Consider the following 16874-nt stretch of genomic DNA (forward strand, 5'->3'; position numbering starts at 1 on the left):
AACAAGTTCTACCCTGCACTTTTTAACGTATGCTGTCATCAATATCATCTACGCCTTGAAAATTGAAGGCGAAATACTTTTATTTAAAGGAAAAAAGTATTATTGTCAATCGAAAGACTTTCTAAATTGCAAAGGTGAAAGATTAGTTTTTGTCTTGAATAATTTACTGAACGACTGCGAATGTTCAAACCCCATTTCGTAAGCGATTTCGCTGACTGATAAATTTGTCGTAGATAATTTTTCTTTCGCTTTTTCAATCAACTTGTCATGAATATGTTGTTGTGTGCTTTGTCCGCTAACCGCTTTTAATAAGCTGCTTAAATATTTTTGCGATATGTTCAATGTTTCGGCAACATATTGAACGGTCGGCAAACCTTTGAGAACCAACTCATGGGTATCAAAGCAATCTGTTAATATGATATTTAAACGTTCCAGAATTTGATGATTGGATTTTTCTCTCGTGATAAACTGACGGTTGTAAAAACGCTCCGAATAATTAAGGAAACTTTCAATTTGTGAGATCATGATCTGTTTGCTGAACCGGTCAATATTGGCTTGGTATTCCCGTCTAATGTTTTCGATAATTGTATTGAGCATGTTTTCTTCTTTTTCAGAAATGAACAAGGCTTCATTCACCGAGTAATCAAAAAACTCGTATTGCTTAATGGTTTTTGCAAACGGTGTATTCCAAAAGAAATCAGGGTGAATGAGCAATATCCATCCTGAACGTTTTATTGTTTGATCGGCTCTAGGTTCAATTCGGAAAACCTGGTTGGGTGCTGCGAAGAAGACAACGCCCCCGTCAAAATCATATTCCTGTTGTCCATATTTCATTTTGGCATTCATTCCCCTTTTGATAGAAATCTGGTAGAAATCAAATATCCAGTTCGTTTCACTGATGTTAATCGGCCGCTCGACATCAGCATAATTTACAATACTGATTAGCGGATGTTCGGGCTGAGGCAAACCTCTAAGCCGATGAAATTCACTGATTGTTTTTATTCTTTGGGTTCGTCGATGCTCCATTCTACAAATCTAAAAATTGCTTTCTTTGCTCATGCTTAATGCCAAAATCCTTTTAATTTGATCTGGCTACCATCAAAGCCGTATGTTTGCAAGAGTTTTCTCAATGCAACAATCAATTCTGCACAGCCAACAATTTAAAAAGCAAAATCTTGTTTAATAGACTGGTGTGTGATTGCCCAGTCTTCTGTTTGTTTGTATATCGCGCTATAATTCGAAACCGCCTGCAAAGGTAACCAGGAACAATTTTTCGAGAAAGCACCAGCCGTTTGCGGGTCGTCAAAGGTGATGAATCCGCTAACCGGCGTATCTTCAGTCGCCAACTGCCACAAAGCACAAAAATGTCCAATACTTGTTTGATCACCTAAAAAAACAAGGTGCTTGCCGCTGGTAGGATAGTGCTTTGCATTTTCTATCTTCAAATAATAAAAGTCGTTTCCTGCTGCTTAATTTTTAGCCCAAATACTTCCCTGGCCGTTGTGACTTGTATCAATATAAAGCCTGCAGGTTTTTCTTTGGCGTCCCACATGGCAGGTGTATAATCGGTGTAATGCGAAGCCGATATCCTGCATTTTTAGATTGTGCTTTACCCCAAGTGTCAAAATTCACGTTTGGTAAATGAACATCTACTTCGTGAATATGACCACCGTTCCAACTACGCACGGCAACGATTTTTCCCAGTTTAAGGAAAAGCTTTTCTATGGCTGATATGCTGAGGCTTTGTGCTGTTTTCATGCTGATTTGTTATCTGGCACTTGTACCCGTTAATCGTTCCCAATTTGCAAAAGCAAACTTTTCCTTGTCTGCCTGAGTCAAGTTAGTTGCTTCTAAAAAATTGCGAGCATCCCTTCCCGGCCGGTACTAATAAGGATAGTCAGCAGAAAAGAGTATGCGGTCCGCTCCGATGATCTCAACGGAGCGTTGCAGGTATGAATGGCTGAACATTCCGCTTGCCGTTACATACAGGTTTTGCTGAACGTAATCCATAAAAGATCTATCAAGCTTAGTTGCTCTATTAAGCGAAGCCAATCTTTCCGTATAGAATAAAATCACTTCACCCCAATGCCCAAGAATAATTTGAAGGTTAGGAAATCGGTCAAACACTTTGGCTAATACCAAGCGCACAAATTGTATTCCCGCTTCATAATGCCAACCCAGTCCAAAAGTTGAAAACGCAAGGTCGGTCAGTTCGTCAAAACCAGAGTAATAAACGTCCCTGACTGCTTTTTGAGGGATTTGCGGATGAATGAATAAGGGAACGCTAAGGGCTTCTGCGCATGCAAACAATTCCCAAAAATCTTTATGGTCTAAATTTTTCTCCCGGGTTCGTCCGCATAGCATGGCACCTTTCAGCCCTAAATCCTTTACAGAACGCTCCAGTTCTTTGGTCGCTTCTTTTGGTGCAAACATGGGTAAGGCTGCAAATCCCTGAAACCTGTCGGGTGTTTTCCTGACGATTTCAGCAACATAATCATTTGTTTGTATGGCAAGGTTAATACTTTCACTTTCCAGATTGTGGAGGCTTGGACTGGTCAGCGAAAGCACCTGCACGTCTATGCCTGTTTCGTCCATCAACCTAAGCCGTGAATTTCCGATATCTTCTAAATGACTTTCAATCTCACCGAAATGAAGTTTATGGGTCGGGTCGTCTTTATCTGGAAATTTTTGCCATTCAGTTTTGACTGCCTTGGTTAGAAAATGCTCTTCTACTGCAATGAGTTTCATGTTACCTGTTTTTATGTTGATGCAAAATTCAGCATTATCTAAGATACAGACGTAGCCAAATGTCAGATCATTGTAGCCATTTAGACTAACAAGTTTATATGAGCTTACATATGCCGTTTTATCAATGCCTGCTTTATGCCTAGTGAAATTAATGGTGTAGATTCCAGACAATCTTGGCATGGCTTTTTATAAAGTTCAATTCTCAATAATGGAAACCGCTAATCAGACACAACTTACCGACTTTAGCACACAAATACCAGCCACTACTTTCTGAGCTTTGTCCAAAATTTTAAGACGACATCAAATGGAATATACTTTAATTACCGGTGCATCCGGCGGGATTGGTGAAGCGTTAGCCCATGGGCTGGCAGCAAGAAAACACCATCTGGTTCTGGTAGCCCGTAACGCTGATAAACTAAGCAAAATGCGAGATGAGCTCACCACCAAATACCAAGCGGACATAAAGATCATTGTAGCGGACCTATCAAATCGCGACGCCCCGCTCCAATTATTTAACGAAACACAAAGACAGGGCCTGAACATCAGTATGCTTATCAATAACGCCGGCATCGGATCCAGCGGTGAGTTTACAGATATTAACCTCTCCTCAGAACTTAGCCTACTGCAACTCAATATCGTCTCATTGGTAACGCTCTCGCATTTGTATTTGGCAGAAATGAAGAAAAAACGAAGAGGAACATTGATTAATATTGCCTCAATGACGGCCTTTATGCCAGTTCCCTACATGGCTACCTATGCCGCCAGTAAAGTATTCGTTCGCTCTTTTACCGAAGCACTTACCCAGGAATACAAACCCTACGGCATACAGGTGATGCTGCTTAGTCCCGGGCTTACCCGTACTAATTTCAACGAGGCGGCTGGCTTGAACAGCAAAAAAGGAAATGCGTTAAGTTCAAATTACGCCACTGCGTCCACCCAAACCCCGGAAGAAGTGGCCACCGAAACATTAAACGCGTTGGGCAAGAACAAGCACTTTCATATCTCCGGCAAAAAGAATCGTTGGGGCATGCGCATACTAGCTTTGCTACCCAATAAAATGATTACCAAATACATGGCCGATTCGTATCGTAAGAAAACAAACCAGAAAATGTAGTTTTGGTCATGCTGGAAACCGTAAACATTCATATTGAAACCGTTGCGCAAATGCACCAGATGCTGAATGTGGCCAAACCCCGTCACCCGCTGTTCAGTATCTTACGTTTTGAGGATTTCCCCAAAATCGAGATTAAGCAGCGAACACGCTTGGTTACAGACTTCTACCAGGTTACATTAAAAAAGGCGCATCCTTGTAAGATTCAGTATGGACAAAATATCTTTGATTTTAATGAAGGTATCATCTCTTGTTTTGCACCCAAACAAGTTGCCTTCATCAATCAGGATTTTAGACCTGCTACTTCCGGCTGGCAGGTGTCTATTCACCCCGACTTTCTCCGCCTGCATCCGTTAGGCAAAAAGATAAAAGCCTACGGTTTTTTCGAGTATGCGGTAAACGAAGCTTTGATTTTATCGGATGAAGAACAACAAAGCATTGAAAGCATCTTTCTGCAAATTGAGAAAGAATATTATTTACCTATTGATAGCTTCAGTCAGGATGTAATTGTTTCCAACCTGGATTTGCTGCTTACGTATTGTAACCGTTACTATAACCGCCAGTTCATCACCCGCAAAGCTCTAAGCCATGAATTGCTGATTAGATTTGAAGAAGTTTTGGGAAGGCAGATGGAAAATGCGGCTGAAAGCGGCTTGCCAACCGTAGCCCATTTAGCAGATCAAATGAACCTGTCTCCGAAGTATCTGAGTGATTGCCTGAAACAGTTAACCGGGCAAACCACGCAGCAAATTATTCATGACAGGATTGTAGAACAGGCTAAAGGTCTACTCACTTCAACAACGTTGACCATCAACGAAATTGCTTTTCAATTGGGATTTGAACAGTCGCAATCGTTTAGCAAGTTGTTCAAGAGCAAATCCGCCCTCACGCCGTTGGCCTTCAGGCAATCGTTCAATCAATTGAGATAACATTTTAGGTGCAAATCCAATGCTGTTATGCTATTTTAAAAATTTCTAACTGTTATATACTTGAGCAACTTGATTAACATACTTCAATGACTTGTATTGAAATCGGAAAGTGGATGCTATTCTAACCTTACAGCTTTACCATTTTAAAAAGCCTTCCTTTTTTAATAAAAGCCAAAGTGTAACATCTGCTAGATTGTATTATTTACAAGGTATTTAAAATAGTTTGCTGATAATTCATTTAAGTTCAGCAACTACGCTCATAATTTCATTGTATGATTTGAGCTTTCCGGCCTCGTCCAGATTAACACCCTCCAGTACCTCCCTAATTACTCCATTCCTATCAACGATGAATGTGGTTGGATAATTAATGACCTGCAGTGAGTGATCTAGAAATGGCTTTTGATTTGCAATGATGCGAAATTTAAATTCGGGCCGGGACATCTTGATATATTCCTTCAATTTTTCTGCTTTGAAAAAACGCGTAATCTCTTGATCCTTATCATAAGTTAAAGCCAGGCATAGTATTCCCCGCTTTGCAGATTCATCCGCTACCCGGTTCAATTGCGGTATTTCTGAGACACAGGGTCCGCAGGTAACACTCCAACAATTGATGATTAACACCTTCCCCTGCAAATCAGTGATGGATAGCTTATTTCCTTTCATATCTGTAAAATTTGCCATGGGAAATTGCTTGCCGATCCATTTGGCGCGAATGGTCGGTAAGGTGTCAATCACCCGTATTTTCCAATAGATGCTATCTGCTCTGACTTCCCGGTTGTAGATCTGGAATTTCATTTTACCAGCTTGATACAAGCTGTCTATATGAGGTAGCGTAAAGACCTGCCGGTTGGCACTATCCAAAAATAGATTTACTTTGTCTTTTTTGAACATTGGAGATTCAACTAGAGATTTGTACTGTGCATTTACCTAAAATGAGAGCAGTAATCCGAAGGCGATAAGGGCAGCACTATAACAAGGTAAAGACATAAAACTATGGAGTATCCCTATATAGGGTACTCCATAGTTCTATGTACTACCCTGAACGAAGTGAACGCTGTGCTGGCGTGAAGCTAAATTTGAGGAAAGAATGGGATCAATGTAATATTCTCTTTCTAAGAGATATTACCGATGCCAAGAGCAGCCCTAACCAGAAACTGAAAATTGCGGTAACTATTAAGTGCCCGCACTGACGAACAGAAAGACCAGTTAAGACACGTATTAAAATTGTTATTACGATGACTGCTGCCATCTAATTCCAGTATTTTTCTGTTTGCAGATGTAAGTTTCGTTTATGCTTAGGTAGCTTAAGTATGGTAGCTAGATAATGTTAAATCCGCTAAAACACTAAGATGCTGAAGTGCTTATAAACGTAAACCTGATGACTCCTTAAGCTTATGAGGTGTGTTAACATTGCTATGGCAGAAATATGGTATAATTGCCGGCAATTATTTAACTAAATACATCAATGATGCCAAGCTTAAACCTGCTTTTGGCTGGTTTGTATTGCTCATGGGAACCTTTGTACCTTTAAGCACTTTGAACAAATAATATGGAAATCATTAATCAACCCTGGCCCTGGTATATTGCGGGGCCACTGATCGGGCTAGTCGTACCGGCTTTGTTACTGTTGGGCAATAAAACCTTCGGTATCTCCTCCACACTCCGCCATATCTGTGCGGCGTGTGTCCCGGCAAACATTTCCTTCTTCAAATACGATTGGAATAAGGAAAGCTGGAACCTGTTTTTTGCAGCGGGTATTATAATTGGTGGCTTTATCGCCACATACTTTTTATCGGTGCAGGGTCCAATAAATCTCAATCCCCATACCGTAGCCTCGTTACAGCAACAAGGTGTGAAGGATTTTAGTGGCTTATTGCCCGGGGATATTTTTAGCTTTAACAAGCTGTTAACTTTACGGGGTTTTGTGTTTATGGTTGTAGGCGGCTTTTTGATTGGTTTTGGTACCCGCTATGCAGGGGGCTGCACCTCTGGCCATGCCATTATGGGCATTTCATCACTTCAATGGCCTTCACTGGTGACTACCTGCTGCTTTATGATCGGCGGCTTTGTGATGACATGGTTTATTTTACCTTATCTTTTACGGTTATGAATAATATTAAATTTTTGATCATCGGTATGCTTTTCGGCATTATCCTGGTCAAATCTGAAGTGATATCTTGGTTCCGCATTCAGGAAATGTTCCGGTTACAGTCATTTCATATGTACGGTGTCATTGGCAGTGCCATTTTAGTAGGGATGATCTCCATATTACTCATCAAGCGTTTCCAAATCGGAACGATACACCGTGAAAGTATCGTAATTCCTGATAAGAAATTTCACTGGGGCAACGTTTACGGTGGACTGATCTTTGGTCTGGGCTGGGCAATTACGGGCGCTTGTCCCGGACCATTGTTCGCGCAGATCGGCGGTGGTACTCTGGTTACTTTGGTTACACTATTTAGTGCTATAGCCGGTACTTGGATTTATGGTTTTTTACGTGAAAAACTTCCTCATTAATTACGAAATTAGACAATTTGAAAATAAAGGGTTATCGCATTACTCCGATGCTATACTTAGCGAATGCGAAAGCCAGATTGTGTTGCTTGCCCCGTCAAGGGATATATTCCCTTATCTTACCTATGCCCAAAAGCATGCTGCAACCATTATAGGCGTGATCAAAACACATCCCTATGCTGACTTTGTAAGCGGGCACCTGCCAGGTTCGATCAATATCCAGGACGGCGGACAATTTGAAACCTGATTAGGGAGCATCATTGCCCCGAAAGAAGTTTTTTTTAGTTGCCGAAAGTGAGGAGGCGTTGACATTGGCCAGTCTTGCACAGACATACCTTATCAAGCGTTACGCTATTGTGCGAAGTTAGAAAAGATTCGAATCCAGCAAACTTGTAGCTAATAACGAGACGCCAATGTGCCGTATACAGATCGACGTCTTGTCATTTGTTTACCTGTTAAATGTTATCCTGATTGTATTTCCCGCATTCAGTCCGCTTACACCACCGCCAGTGTATTTGAGTGTATATTTATCTGCCACAAAGGTATAATGGTTCGCCAGATTAATAACTGTTCGAACGCTGTCGTGCGCAGATACTTCAATGTAAGCTTCAGGAGGTGGTGGCATAACCCGTCTGGCCATAGCACCTTTAAAAGCTGCTTTGCTGCCTTTGTTATCTTCTATATCAAAATACTTGCCTAAACGAGGCTCAAATGGTGTTTCCCATTTGCAAAAACGTTGCGGCTTGCCTGTTGGATTGATAACCGTAAACGATAACATGACGGAATCTTTAGCTACTGGCTGCACCGCAAGTGCCATATGGGTTTTCAATTTATTTGTAACAGTTACAGACTGACCGCTCTCGGTCGGCAACTTTTGTGAATGGCAGCCAACAGAAAAAACTGCGGCTACTAAAAAGGCGGAATAAATTTGACGTATCATCTAGTATTGTTTAATGCTAAGACATAAACCTCGACATAAGGTTTACTGGGTTTCATAATATGCTATACGCACACTGGGTCAACTATGCAACAACATATACTATTAAAACTTCGTTGTTTTTAATTCAACAAACGTATATTCATCAATAACTAATAAACTACCAGCACTAACCCTTTACATCATTCGCATAAATAATTCAATATAGGCAGCGTTTGTTTAAGTTTAATAACCTTAGGTATTTAATCCACAGAGATATGTTACTTATGACTCTGATCGAACTGGTGTCATCAGCCTTTGAATCATACAGCTACAATTTTATTTAAGATTATTGAGATATTGGATACTTAGCGGCACCTGTTGCACGGATGTGCTACTTTCATCTTCCAAGTAAAAATGTTTGATGTTGGCACGTCGAGCAGATTTAATGACAGCAGGAATATCTATTTGCCCTGAACCTAAAACGACATCGTTATTCGGATCGGTACCGCCTGAATTATTTCCGGTCACACCTTTTTTCAAATCTTTTAGGTGCAAAGCTTTGTAACGGCTTCTATATTTATCCAATAGCTGCGCCGGATTCTGCCCGGGGAAAAACGCCCAAAGTATATCCAGTTCAAAACTTACGTATTGAGGTTCCGTGTTTTTAACTATATAATCGTAAAGCGTACCATCTTCATACGGCTCAAACTCAAAACCATGATTATGGTAAATAAAGTCCAGATTGTATTTATCTTTCAGGATCTTGCCTACTCGATTAAACTCCGCAACGGCTAATTTGGCATCATTTAACGTAAAAGCACCTTTAGTATGTGGAATGCCAGCTACACGAACATACTGCGCACCAAGCACTTTAGCTGTAACGGCCACTTCTTCTGTCTTCTCCATCAGGCTTTCCCAACTGACACCGTACGATGAGCATTTCAAGCCTCGCTCATCAAGCATACGGCGCAAATTTTCCGGCTTTTGATTAAAAAGATTTGAGAACTCAATATCCGTGATGCCGTTTTCTTTGATCAGATCCAGTGTAGCCGGAACGTTTTCTGCAAAATTATTACGGTAAGTATATGATACTATGCCTGGTGGTTCAGGAAATAGTTTTTTCGCTTGTGCAAAAGTTGTATTAGCTATACCCAATAGTATCAAATAAATTGCACTTAAAACAAGGTGCCTTTTAGGTTTCCAATTCATGTTGCTGCTATGATTAAATGCCAGAAAATACTTATATAGCTTACAAAAGCTAAAGCTTAAAAGTTAATTGATTATAATTACTTCTTAGCAAATTGCGCTGCCATTTTGTTTAATTGCTTAGCATCTGGCGTATGCTGGCCATTAGTAATAACCACCTGATATTTGAATGTCACCGACTCCCCTTTTTTCAAACTTAAGTTCTTTGCAGACTTGCCGTTGGTGAACACTTTTTCTCCCAAAGGATTGGCTGCAAACAAACCATAACCTCGGGCATGCCAAAAGGTAGGATAATTTGGATTACTAGGATGGTCAATAATTGCAATACTCATAGAATCAGCCCCCATTTTGCCGTACACTTTACACCATATACCACGGCTGCTCCATGCGTCATTGACGCTTTTTCCTGCACTGGTTAAATAATTGCCTGTTGGTACGTTATCTGTACCGCCTTTTACTAAGGTTACTATACCTTTGCTGTCGGTAAAGCGTTCGTCATTAGTGGTTGGCATCTGCAGCTCGTGAGCCAGGCGAAGCCCGAGTAGTCCATCTTTCGCATCGGTAAACACCGCATCCATCTTGGCCCTTAATGTAGTAAACCTGTTAATTACGCGCTGGTTGGCCGTGCCGCTAAACTCAAACTCGGTAGTTTCTTCCAATATTACCTGCCCGGCTTGATTGGCCCAGTTTGCATGATAGGCCAATACACCTAAAGCGCCGCTCTTAACTTTAGTAATCTTATCTGTCCGTATCCAGCCATATTGATTTTTTTTGTTGGCGGCAATTGCATAAGAATTATTCCAAAAATCGAGACCGTTTACGTTTTCAAAATTAAACCACAAACCAATATGATGAGGATGATCCGTTGGTTCTCCGGCTTTTGGATTTAAAGGAAAACCACGGGTAATAACCGTCCCGTTAGCGGCAATCAACGGAAATAAAACCGGCTTTTCTACCGTATCTGGGTATCTAAATGCAGTAAACAGCTCACCGCCCACAAACACATCAACGGTTTTGTGCGCAACATCGTTATTAAAGGTTACCACCTGCTCTTGTGCTGTTGCAGGCAATGCAGAAAATATAAATAATGCTAAATAACATAATGCGTTAAACGAAATTACGAGTAACGAACAATATGCGCGAATAATACGATTGATATTGATGGCACTCAAACCAGTTCTAACTAGAGGAACGTTGGCATTTGCACGGAATACTTGCCTGATAAGAATTTCAAAAGATAGCTCCATTTTAATTAAAATGAGTTTGTGATAAAAGCGGATTAAATAACGAAGTATGGTTTATAACAACGATAGAATTAAATATCGAAGATAATTGATGATAAATGAGTTAAGTAATAAAATTTATTACGGATTGCAATTTGGGTGACAGTGAGAATGTAATTTATTATTGCATATCGAATAACACCCAAACGTGTACTTGCCGCATCACTTTTGGGCAAAAAAAACAAGAGTATTAAGACAGGTGCATCAACATTTTTCATTTAAACGCAATAATATTACCGCTTCTTAAGCTTATAACAACATACTTATATTCTCTCATACAGAATGTTAGATATAATAAACAATATATTCTATATTCTTAAAACATGTTGTAACATGTTTTGTTCATGGAAGGTATTTCTTATATTTGCACAAATTGATGAACGTTTTTAGAAAGGGAATATTAACAAGTTTATTAAGCATTATGCTGCTCAGCGTTTTTGCTTTGAACGCTGGCGCCCTTTTTATTCATCATTTCACTAAGTCTAATACCGACCCGATTTCGCTTGAAAAAAATGCAGAAGACGGTAAGGATACTAAAGAAGACTTTTTAGATAAGACCGAGAAAAAAATATATTCATGCGATTATCATAGCTATTTATATGCTCCGCTAGCACTGGTTGGCAGTGTTAAATCGCACATATCATTTTATTATCTTAACACCGTTCAAGATCCACCGCAAACGGTGCCTACGCCCCCTCCTCTTTTTTGCTAAGTACTCTCTTAGTCTCACACATGCGCTATACGTACATGTGAGATTTAACAGATTTTGTTCGGCATTAATGCTGAATTAAAAAAAATTTGTTTTAAAACTTGTGTTGCACATAACAGTGATACCATTTGAACCTGCTTTTTGGGTGCTGATGGCGCATGTGCTTTCCCGAATTAAACTTTGATTTCCTATTTATTACTTGGTAAAAATGAAAAAGAAACATGCAGTCAATGCGCCTAGTCCGTGGCAAAGACTGATGGGCATGCTCCACTATGAGCGCTCAACTATTAATTATATTTTTATTTATGCAGGCCTGATAGGTCTTATTGGCCTAACACTGCCCCTTGGCACCACAGCTATCTACAACCTGCTATCAAATGGTGCTATGTACAGCTCTACGTACATTTTAATTATTGTTGTATTGATGGGTATAGTGCTGGGTGGTCTATTACTTATTGGACAGCTTACCTTAGTTGAAGTGATTGAGCAAAAATTATTTGCTAAAGCGTCGCTTGAATTTGCTTACCGCTTACCACGCATCAAAAAAGAAGAACTTGCAGGAGAAAATCCACCAGAGCTGGTTAATCGCTTTTTTGATATTCTTACTATACAAAAAGGGCTTACCAAATTGCTGGTAGATATTGTAGCTGCTGCCATTCAAATATTATTCAGTGCTATATTACTTTCCTTCTACCATCCGGTTTTTATGGGTTTTGGACTTCTTACACTGATCGTTATTGCTTTGGTATTGGTACTATATTTTAAGCGAGGCGTACAAACCAGCATTGAAGAGTCTGAGTATAAATACGAGGTGGTGGCATACCTGGAAGAAGTTGCTGCCAACCTAGATGCCCATCGTAATGATAAAGATAAGGCCACTGTAATTGATAAAACTGATGATATAACAGCCAATTATTTGCGCGCACGTAACGATCACTTTAGTGTACTGAAAAAGTTTTTTGCCAGCGCTGTTGCTTTAAGAACAGTCTTAATGGGAGGATTACTATTACTGGGATCTTACTTCGTGGTAGAACGCCAAATGACTTTCGGTCAGTTTGTGGCCGCCGAAGTTATTATTGTACAAATTAGCTACGCTATTGAAAAATTGATGACCAATATGAACACCGTTTTTGATATGGTTACCGGCAGTGAAAAGCTGGCTGTTGTTACCGATCTGGAATTAGAAGAAAGCGAGGTAAAGCATGGCTAATCAATTAAAATTTATTCAACAGATACATAACTGGGAAGATATAGACAGGGAATCAAACAAAGCCCTGTTAGTAGCCAAAGGGCCGCGTATACTAGGCAAAATTATGCTGATACTGCTGGCTGCCTTTATCATTATACTGCTGCTGCCTTGGCGGCAAACCATACCCGGCCGGGGAAGCGTAACTGCCTTACGGCCCGAAGACCGTCCGCAAACCGTACAAAATCAAATTGGCGGCCGCATAGAGCGCTGGGCGGTACGCGAAGGTCAAGAGGTTAAAAAAGGTGATACAATTCTTGTTTTATCTGAAACCAGCCAGTCATACTTTGACCCGGAACTGCCTGCCCGATTAAATGAACAGCTTGATGCCAAACGAGGAAGCGAAACGGCCGCTGCTCAAAAAATGGAGGCTACAAATGCTCAAATCCAAGCCATGACCAGTGGGTTGCGTTATCAGTTATCAGCTGCCGAAAATAAAGTAAAGCAGGCCATTAATTATGTAGAAATAGATAGCGCGGACTTGGTCGCGGTTAAAAACTTTTACGAAACCAGTAAAGCCCGTTTGGTGCGTTACGAAGCCGGTTACAAAAACGGATTATTCTCTCTTACAGATATTGAAACACGCAGATTAAAGCTGCAAGAAGATAACGCCAAAGTTATCAGCCAGCAAAATAAGCTGAATAATTCTAAGCAAAACCTGCTAAACGCTCGTATTGATTTGGATAACATCCGTGCTAAATATCAAGAAGGCTTAGCAAAGGCACAGTCAGATTTAAGTTCCGCTGTATCCAGCCGGGCAAGCGTACGTGGCGAGATTGCTAAATTGCGTAACGAGATTGCCAATATCGGTGTTCGCCGTAGCCTTTATGTGGTGCGTGCACCGCAAAGCGGATTTGTGGTAAAAACACTAAAAGCCGGTATTGGTGAAAACATAAAAGAGGGCGAATCAATAGCCACCTTACAACCCAAATCGCCATTGGTTGCGGTTGAACTTTATGTGGATGCCATGGACGTACCACTTATTTTGGATACCAGCGATGTCAGACTACAATTTGAGGGTTGGCCATCAGTGCAGTTTGCGGGTTGGCCATCAGTAGCGGTTGGAACTTTTGCCGGCAAAGTTGCGGTTATAGACCGTGTAAGCAGTGCTGGCGGGAAATATCGTGTGCTCATTAAGCAAACCTATCCGGTACCTGCTAATGATGAAAAATGGCCAGAACAACTGCGCCAGGGATCAGGTGCTTTCGGCCGTATTGTTTTGCGTTCGGTTCCGTTGTGGTATGAAATATGGCGTCAGCTGAACGGCTTTCCGCCAAGTCTGGAAAAAGAACCAAAGGGCGATAAAGCAAGTGATGGTAAAGAGAAAAAAGGTTAAACCCAGTAATTGTGCAAGGATAACATGAAATTGAAGTTAATAGCTTACGGGCTTATCAGTTGCCTTTTGTTCTTTTTAAGCAAAGGCAGCGCAATAGCCCAGGCTCAGAATAATAAAGTTTCGGACAGTAGTAAAGTTTTTGCCCTTCAGGATTTACAAGAGTTTGTCTTTAAAAACCACCCTATTGTTAAACAGGCCGCGTTACTAAGCGACGCTGCAAGGGCCAATGTACTGCAATCTTTAGGCTATTTTGATCCGGCTTTAAAAGCTGCATTTGGCCGGAAGCTTTTTGGCCATTCCGAGTATTATAATCATTGGACCAGCGAACTTAAAGTGCCGCTGTGGTTGGCCGGTGCCGATTTAAAAATTGGTTACGACCGGAATGTGGGCGAATACACTAACCCCGAGACCCATACAAGTTTGTCTGGTCTTACAGGTATAGGCTTAAGCATTCCGCTTGGCCAGGGACTGATTATAGATTCCCGGCGTAGCACGCTCCGGCAATCGAAAATAATGGTAGGCTATGCAGAAGCCGAACGTATTAAGCAAATCAACGCGGTTTGGTATAACGCGGTGAAAGATTATTGGAACTGGTATTATGCATACAGACAATACCAACTCATCAACGAAGGGGTAAGATTAGCACAACAAAGATATCTTGCCGTGAGCGGCCAAACACTTTTGGGCGATAAACCAGGCATAGATTCGGTTGAGGCGAACATCACTGTTCAGGATCGTCGTATTCAGCTAGAAAAAGTTAAAATTGAACTGCAAAACGCCAGGTTGGTATTATCTAATCATTTATGGAGCGACAAAGACACGCCGCTTGAATTACCTGTTGATGCTGTTCCGCAATTGGCAGCGGCCTCGAAAGTTGACCGTCAAGTAGTTGACACGCTCATTAGGCAGGCTGCCGATCAGCACCCGGAGCTAGTAAAGCTTCGCGCTAAAAGCGGACAGCTGGCTATTGAACGTAGTTACCGCCGCGAAATGTTGAAGCCCAAAATTAACGTAACCGGTTCGTTGCTTTCAAAACGCAGAAGTTTTGATACCTATGTGCCCGACTATTATGACTTTGGATGGAGCAACTACAAAGTTGGATTAGAGTTTTCTTTTCCGCTGTTTTTGCGGGCCGAACGGGGGAAGCTCCGTGAAGTGAAGATTAAGCAAGAACAGCTTGATTATGATTTACAGCAATCGGGCCGGGTTATACAAAATGATGTTATGACCTCTTACAATGATTTAAAGGCTTATGAATCGCAATTGGCTATACAAATTAAAAATATAGATTATCAACAAGTGCTACTCAAAGGCGAATCTCAAAAGTTTGATTTAGGTGAGAGTACTTTGTTTTTAATCAATAGTCGCGAATCGAAGTTGATTGATATGCAGGTGAAACGTGAAGAAATGATTGCCGGCTTTCAAAAAGCACTTGCTGGCCTTTATTATAAAGCTGGAACTAGGCAAAACCAAGACTAGTGGCTTCATGTGATTGCATGTTTCTAGATTTTCGTTTTTAAAAAAACCGGCCCTTCAACATTAGTTTAAAGGGCCGGTTTTATTTTATCATATTAAGGCATGTTATAACCGTAGCTAATTTTATAACAAGCGATTGCAATCAGTTACTCGTTGTTTATGCCTTTATTAATACTATTCCTAACTCACCATAAGTGCATTTGTCAGCATAGGCAGCGTAAAACAAAAGGTTGAGCCTTTACCTGGTTCACTATCCACCCATAGCTTTCCGTTTTGATATTTTATTATTTCTGTACAAATGTATAACCCTAATCCCATACCCGATTCTACATGGCTAGACGCGGTTTCTGCCTTATAAAACCGATCAAAAATGCGCTCTAAACTGTCTTTAGGTACACCTTTGCCGTAATCTTGTATACACACTACAGCATGGCGGTCTTTTTCTTGAACGGTAATATCAATGCCGGTTTCTTTAGCCGAAAACTTAACCGCATTTGCTATTAAATTATAAATTACCTGATGTATTTTATCCTTATCGCCTTTCATATTTAAAATCTTTGGCGCATCAATATTCATTCTTCTATCCGGTTGAATGACTTTAAACTCGTTAACCACTTCAGTTACCAGTTCATTAAGCTGATAAGGCACAACCATAGGTTGCAATTTTCCGCTTTCAATTCTAGATACAGTTACCAAATCCTTTATTAAGCGCGTTAAGCGGTTGATTTGTTTGTCCATTCCTGCCGTCATTTTTGCAGCAAAATCATCTGCGGCTTTTTGCACATGCCGGTTTAAAACCTGGCATTGTGATTTAAGCGATGTAAGTGGCGTTTTAAGTTCATGGCTTACAGTACTCACAAATTCATCTTTATGCCGTTCCAGCTGTTTTCGTTCTGTAATATCTTCCAAAATGGTATACCCAAGTGTTTGCCCCCTGTCTGTAAACCGTATGGTATGAACTATGCACCAAATATGTTTACCATCTTTCCTAATCAAACATGCTTCCAGTTCAAAATACGGTAGTTCTCTTGTCCATAACGCCTCGTGCAGGTCATACCAGTAGGCAACAAAATCTGGATGGGTATAATCTAGAATTACAGAGTTGGTTACTTCTTCTTTAGTATAACCCAGCATATCGGCTAACGCTTGGTTAATCTGAATCATTTTCAGATCCGTGTTAATGATTTTATGGCCAACTCTGGATTGCTCAAATATAGTTTTGAACCGTTGCTGACTTTCCTGAAGATGCTCTTCAATCACTAAGCTTTCATTTAGCTTTTGAAGAGCCTGTTCATGTGATGCTTTCAATGATTCCAACTGTTCTTTAAGCAACCGATTTTCTGTAGCTAAGTCTTGTAAGGATGTTTCCAAAGCAATATTTTATTAAAAATACAAAC

Annotated in this window: 18 protein-coding genes; 9 read left to right on the forward strand and 9 right to left on the reverse strand. The window is 40.6% G+C overall.

Annotated features, from left to right (window positions below):
* Positions 1 to 105: 105 nt before the first annotated feature.
* The 4 genes from GPM24_RS07590 to GPM24_RS07605 form a co-directional block, all read right to left on the reverse strand.
* Positions 106 to 1026, reverse strand: coding sequence for a helix-turn-helix domain-containing protein (locus GPM24_RS07590; protein ID WP_158826168.1), 921 nt, complete (start codon positions 1024 to 1026; stop codon positions 106 to 108).
* Between the two features lie 134 nt (positions 1027 to 1160).
* The gene (locus GPM24_RS07595) at positions 1161 to 1445 is read right to left on the reverse strand and encodes a hypothetical protein (RefSeq protein ID WP_158826169.1); all 285 of its coding nucleotides are present in this window, start codon (positions 1443 to 1445) and stop codon (positions 1161 to 1163) included.
* Between the two features lie 67 nt (positions 1446 to 1512).
* On the reverse strand, positions 1513 to 1758 hold the full coding sequence (locus GPM24_RS07600) for a hypothetical protein (protein WP_158826170.1): 246 nt from the start codon (positions 1756 to 1758) through the stop codon (positions 1513 to 1515).
* A gap of 126 nt (positions 1759 to 1884) precedes the next feature.
* Positions 1885 to 2928 (reverse strand): amidohydrolase family protein, encoded by a 1044-nt coding sequence (locus GPM24_RS07605; protein ID WP_199269710.1) that lies wholly within the window; start codon positions 2926 to 2928, stop codon positions 1885 to 1887.
* 124 nt (positions 2929 to 3052) lie between these two features.
* Here GPM24_RS07605 and GPM24_RS07610 point away from each other — a divergent pair, with 124 nt between their 5' ends.
* Together GPM24_RS07610 and GPM24_RS07615 are read left to right on the forward strand one after the other, a co-directional pair.
* Positions 3053 to 3862 carry an SDR family NAD(P)-dependent oxidoreductase gene (locus tag GPM24_RS07610; RefSeq protein WP_158826171.1) on the forward strand — a complete coding sequence of 270 codons (810 nt, stop codon included), beginning with the start codon at positions 3053 to 3055 and terminating at the stop codon, positions 3860 to 3862.
* Between the two features lie 8 nt (positions 3863 to 3870).
* Positions 3871 to 4788 carry a helix-turn-helix domain-containing protein gene (locus GPM24_RS07615; RefSeq protein WP_158826172.1) on the forward strand — a complete coding sequence of 306 codons (918 nt, stop codon included), beginning with the start codon at positions 3871 to 3873 and terminating at the stop codon, positions 4786 to 4788.
* A 234-nt stretch (positions 4789 to 5022) separates the two neighbouring features.
* Here GPM24_RS07615 and GPM24_RS07620 read toward each other — a convergent pair whose 3' ends face one another.
* Positions 5023 to 5583, reverse strand: a complete 561-nt coding sequence (locus GPM24_RS07620; protein ID WP_158826173.1) for a TlpA family protein disulfide reductase — start codon at positions 5581 to 5583, stop codon at positions 5023 to 5025.
* 754 nt (positions 5584 to 6337) lie between these two features.
* Between GPM24_RS07620 and GPM24_RS07625 the strand changes: the two genes are divergently transcribed.
* Genes GPM24_RS07625 through GPM24_RS07635 form a run of 3 tightly spaced genes read left to right on the forward strand, consistent with a single transcriptional unit; the run spans position 6338 to position 7549 of the window.
* On the forward strand, positions 6338 to 6898 hold the full coding sequence (locus tag GPM24_RS07625) for a YeeE/YedE family protein (protein ID WP_158826174.1): 561 nt from the start codon (positions 6338 to 6340) through the stop codon (positions 6896 to 6898).
* Positions 6895 to 7305, forward strand: coding sequence for a DUF6691 family protein (locus tag GPM24_RS07630; RefSeq protein WP_199269711.1), 411 nt, complete (start codon positions 6895 to 6897; stop codon positions 7303 to 7305). Before GPM24_RS07625 ends, GPM24_RS07630 begins: the two co-directional genes overlap by 4 nt.
* Entirely contained in the window at positions 7286 to 7549 is a 264-nt protein-coding gene (locus GPM24_RS07635) for an MBL fold metallo-hydrolase (protein ID WP_158826176.1), read from the forward strand. Before GPM24_RS07630 ends, GPM24_RS07635 begins: the two co-directional genes overlap by 20 nt.
* Positions 7550 to 7750: 201 nt before the next feature.
* On the opposite strand, the gene GPM24_RS07640 is transcribed toward GPM24_RS07635, so the two are convergent.
* From GPM24_RS07640 to GPM24_RS07650, 3 genes are all read right to left on the reverse strand, one after another.
* On the reverse strand, positions 7751 to 8242 hold the full coding sequence (locus tag GPM24_RS07640) for a hypothetical protein (RefSeq protein ID WP_158826177.1): 492 nt from the start codon (positions 8240 to 8242) through the stop codon (positions 7751 to 7753).
* A 315-nt stretch (positions 8243 to 8557) separates the two neighbouring features.
* Positions 8558 to 9430: a sugar phosphate isomerase/epimerase family protein gene (locus GPM24_RS07645; RefSeq protein WP_158826178.1), complete on the reverse strand. Its 873-nt coding sequence runs from the start codon at positions 9428 to 9430 to the stop codon at positions 8558 to 8560.
* Between the two features lie 77 nt (positions 9431 to 9507).
* Positions 9508 to 10674: a DUF6807 domain-containing protein gene (locus GPM24_RS07650; RefSeq protein WP_158826179.1), complete on the reverse strand. Its 1167-nt coding sequence runs from the start codon at positions 10672 to 10674 to the stop codon at positions 9508 to 9510.
* 457 nt (positions 10675 to 11131) lie between these two features.
* On the opposite strand from GPM24_RS07650, the gene GPM24_RS07655 reads away from it, so the two are divergent.
* From GPM24_RS07655 to GPM24_RS07670, 4 genes are all read left to right on the forward strand, one after another.
* A complete protein-coding gene (locus GPM24_RS07655; RefSeq protein WP_158826180.1) occupies positions 11132 to 11422 on the forward strand; it encodes a hypothetical protein in 291 nt (96 codons plus the stop codon).
* Between the two features lie 205 nt (positions 11423 to 11627).
* The gene (locus GPM24_RS07660) at positions 11628 to 12629 is read left to right on the forward strand and encodes an ABC transporter transmembrane domain-containing protein (RefSeq protein ID WP_158826181.1); all 1002 of its coding nucleotides are present in this window, start codon (positions 11628 to 11630) and stop codon (positions 12627 to 12629) included.
* On the forward strand, positions 12622 to 14001 hold the full coding sequence (locus tag GPM24_RS07665) for an HlyD family secretion protein (protein ID WP_158826182.1): 1380 nt from the start codon (positions 12622 to 12624) through the stop codon (positions 13999 to 14001). Before GPM24_RS07660 ends, GPM24_RS07665 begins: the two co-directional genes overlap by 8 nt.
* A 24-nt stretch (positions 14002 to 14025) precedes the next feature.
* Positions 14026 to 15480 (forward strand): TolC family protein, encoded by a 1455-nt coding sequence (locus tag GPM24_RS07670; RefSeq protein ID WP_158826183.1) that lies wholly within the window; start codon positions 14026 to 14028, stop codon positions 15478 to 15480.
* 177 nt (positions 15481 to 15657) lie between these two features.
* Here GPM24_RS07670 and GPM24_RS07675 read toward each other — a convergent pair whose 3' ends face one another.
* Positions 15658 to 16848, reverse strand: a complete 1191-nt coding sequence (locus tag GPM24_RS07675) for a PAS domain-containing sensor histidine kinase (RefSeq protein ID WP_158826184.1) — start codon at positions 16846 to 16848, stop codon at positions 15658 to 15660.
* Positions 16849 to 16874 lie beyond the last annotated feature (26 nt).

Source organism: Mucilaginibacter lacusdianchii, assembly GCF_009770985.1.
GTDB classification, from domain to species: Bacteria; Bacteroidota; Bacteroidia; order Sphingobacteriales; family Sphingobacteriaceae; genus Mucilaginibacter; species Mucilaginibacter lacusdianchii.